This window comes from Providencia sp. JGM181 (genome assembly GCF_018257375.1).
In the GTDB taxonomy this organism is placed as follows: Bacteria; Pseudomonadota; Gammaproteobacteria; order Enterobacterales; family Enterobacteriaceae; genus Providencia; species Providencia lanzhouensis.
Genome location: NZ_JAERJY010000224.1, coordinates 1 through 3,135 on the forward strand (window position 1 = coordinate 1; position 3,135 = coordinate 3,135).

A 3,135-nucleotide genomic window follows, 5' to 3' on the forward strand; every position below is an offset into this window, starting at 1 on the left:
TAGCTGGAATGTATGAAGGTTAAATATACTTAAGGTTATTTCAAATAACTGAATATAATTAACTCAGCTCATCATTATAATTATATTAAATACCCCACTCGTTATTAGCAATGAATGGGGTTTAATTTTAGTTTTCGCTATGTGGCTGATAACCGTAACGAATCGTCTCGACATCGTCGAGTTGAATTTGGGTCACGGTTGGCTGCGTAGTGGCAATTACGCGACCATCACGGATGGAATAGCGTACTGGCACTTGGCGACGTACTGCATCAAAACCGTTTTCAGCAGGCAGGATCAGCAGGCTTGCGCGCTTCCCTTCATCAATACCGTAATTTTGCAAATTCAACGTTTTCGCGCTGTGCTCAGTGATAAGCTTCAAACCATCATTAATCTGACCATAGCCCATCAATTGGCAAACATGCAGACCCATATGCAGCACTTGCAGCATATTTGCGGTACCCAGTGGATACCATGGATCGAACACATCGTCGTGACCGAAGCAGACATTAATATTGGCGGCGAGCATTTCCTTCACGCGGGTGATCCCTCGACGCTTTGGATAGGTATCGAAACGACCTTGTAAGTGAATGTTCACTAACGGGTTGGCGACAAAGTTAATCCCTGACATTTTCAGCAGGCGGAATAAACGTGAAGCATATGCCCCGTTGTAAGAGTGCATCGCCGTTGTATGGCTGGCGGTAACGCGTGCGCCCATATTTTCACGGTGAGCAAGGGCAGCAACGGTTTCGACAAAACGTGACTGTTCATCATCAATTTCATCACAGTGAACATCGATTAAACGGTCATATTTTTGTGCCAGTGCAAAGGTCTTATGCAGGGATTCCACACCATATTCACGGGTGAATTCAAAGTGCGGGATAGCCCCGACCACATCCGCCCCTAAACGTAGCGCTTCTTCTAATAGCTCTTCGCCGTTTGGATAGGACATGATCCCCTCTTGAGGGAAAGCAACGATCTGCATATCCACCCAAGGCGCCACTTCTTTTTTCACTTCCAGCATGGCTTTCAGTGCCGTTAAAGTGGCATCGGAAACGTCAACGTGGGTACGAACATGTTGGATACCGTTAGCAATCTGCCATTTTAGAGTTTGCCAAGCGCGCTGTTTCACATCGTCATGGGTCAGCATCGCTTTACGTTCGGCCCAGCGTTCAATCCCTTCAAACAAGGTGCCAGACTGGTTCCAATTTGGCTGCCCAGCAGTTTGTGTTGTATCCAAATGAATATGTGGCTCAACAAATGGTGGAATGGCTAAGCCGCCTTCACCATCAAGGCTATTAGCGAGTACTTCACCTGCGGGCTGCGGAACGATAGCTTTGATTTGTTGATTTTCAATATCGATTCGCCACAGACCTTCACGCTCAGGTAAACGGACATTGTGGATATGTTGAATATGTTGATTAAGCACGGGTCATCTCCGAATTAGTGGCGCGTACGCGATTCAATAGTGGATTCAGGATGGCGTAGCAGATAGCGCCGCCAAGCACTGCGTTAACAGGGACAATTCCCGGCAGCCAATGTCCTGCGGCAACACCCGCAGCCACGGCGATTAACGCACTGATATTCACATCGCGCATTTTGCTCATGTCAAAAGTGGCATAGCGATGACGATACATTAAGTAATCCGCAATGATAATGCCACCAATCGGTGGAATGGCTGCGGATAAGAAGGTCAGCCAGCTAACAAAGTTGTTGTACAGCCACAGTGCGCAGAGTGTGCCCACTAAGCCGTTGATAATGGATAACGTCTTGCTGGATAAGCCTGTAATGTTGGCGAACCCTAAGCCGGAAGCGTACAGCGCGTTGTCGTTGGTTGTCCAAATGTTCAAACCAAGAACGATAATTGCTGGTAAGAGTAATCCTTGCGCGATCATTACGTCGGAGATATCCGCCATACCTAAGGAAGCTGCGCCCGCCGCACCGAAGATAAACATCAGTGAGTTGCCCAAGAAGAACGCCACAATGGCCACCAGTACCGCGATTTTCGGCTTACGCCCGAAGCGTACGAAGTCAGCGGTTAAGGTTCCTGCGCTGACAAACGAGCCGACGACCATCGCCAGTGCAAGGTTGAAATCGATTGGTTGTTCCGGTTTTACCATTTGCAGAGCGCTTAAACCACCGGCATCAGTGACAGCAAGATATACGGAGTAGCTTCCTAAGATAGCAATGGCAGGAACGGCGACAATGGACAGCACGGTTAACGCGGAGATACCGAAGAACACTGTGACGGTCATCAAAATACCGGAAATACCAATCAGTAAGTTGATATCCCAGCCTGTTGCTTTACCAACGGGAATGGCGAACATGGCAACGCCGACACCGAACCAGCCGACCTGTGTACCGCCAAGTAAGAAAGAAGGGAGCCAAGAGCCGCGAATACCGAAAGAATAACGTGCAAGAAGGTGGGTTGTTAAGCCTGTTTTAGAACCGATAAAACCAAGGAAGGCGGTGTAGACACCAAGAATAAGATTACCAATGAGAACTGCGAGGAAGAAATCGTTGAAACTAAGACCGGTACCGAGAGCGCCTCCGGTCCACATGCTGGCGGAAAAGAACGTTAAACCCAGCATTACAAAGGTTAATGCGAGCCCGCCTTTTCTTGCGGATATGGGTACTGGCTCATGACTATAATTTTTATCACCGGACACAATTGCCTCCTGTAGCTTTCCTCTGGCCAAAAAAATCTGACGAATTCTATAGCCGTAAAAATAAAAAGCAAACGGTTTCGCACATGCTTAAAAAGAATTAATGAATTGTGTTTTTGCTCATTTTTTATTCTAGTCTGTAGCGTAACTGGAAAGGACGTGAGGCGGTAAACAGCTTGATGGGGTGAGATAAAGTCACGATAAAAACCAGCGGTTAGAATAGCCAATGATACAAACAAAAAACGTAAAATTAAGATAAAAGACTTCCGAATGTGTGTGTATCAATGATTCGTTTTTTTTATTTATATTTATTCAATAAAATATAATGTTTAAACAAATTTTAATATTTTATTTATTATTACGCATTTAAATTGTTGATTGGAATTTATTACTCATTTTTTTGAGTAAAATATGATTTTAATCTAAATGAGAATCGATATTTATAAATCTAATTATTTACGTAATTTAATAT

At 45.1% G+C, this 3,135-nt stretch carries 2 protein-coding genes; both read right to left on the bottom strand.

Features of this window, described 5'->3' with window-relative positions:
* Positions 1–127 precede the first annotated feature (127 nt).
* Positions 128–1,426 carry a cytosine deaminase gene (locus JK188_RS16910; protein WP_211887047.1) on the bottom strand — a complete coding sequence of 433 codons (1,299 nt, stop codon included), beginning with the start codon at positions 1,424–1,426 and terminating at the stop codon, positions 128–130.
* Complete coding sequence (gene codB, locus JK188_RS16915) at positions 1,419–2,666, bottom strand: cytosine permease (protein ID WP_108478658.1); 1,248 nt, start codon at positions 2,664–2,666, stop codon at positions 1,419–1,421. The genes JK188_RS16910 and codB overlap by 8 nt, the downstream gene beginning before the upstream one ends.
* Positions 2,667–3,135: the final 469 nt, after the last annotated feature.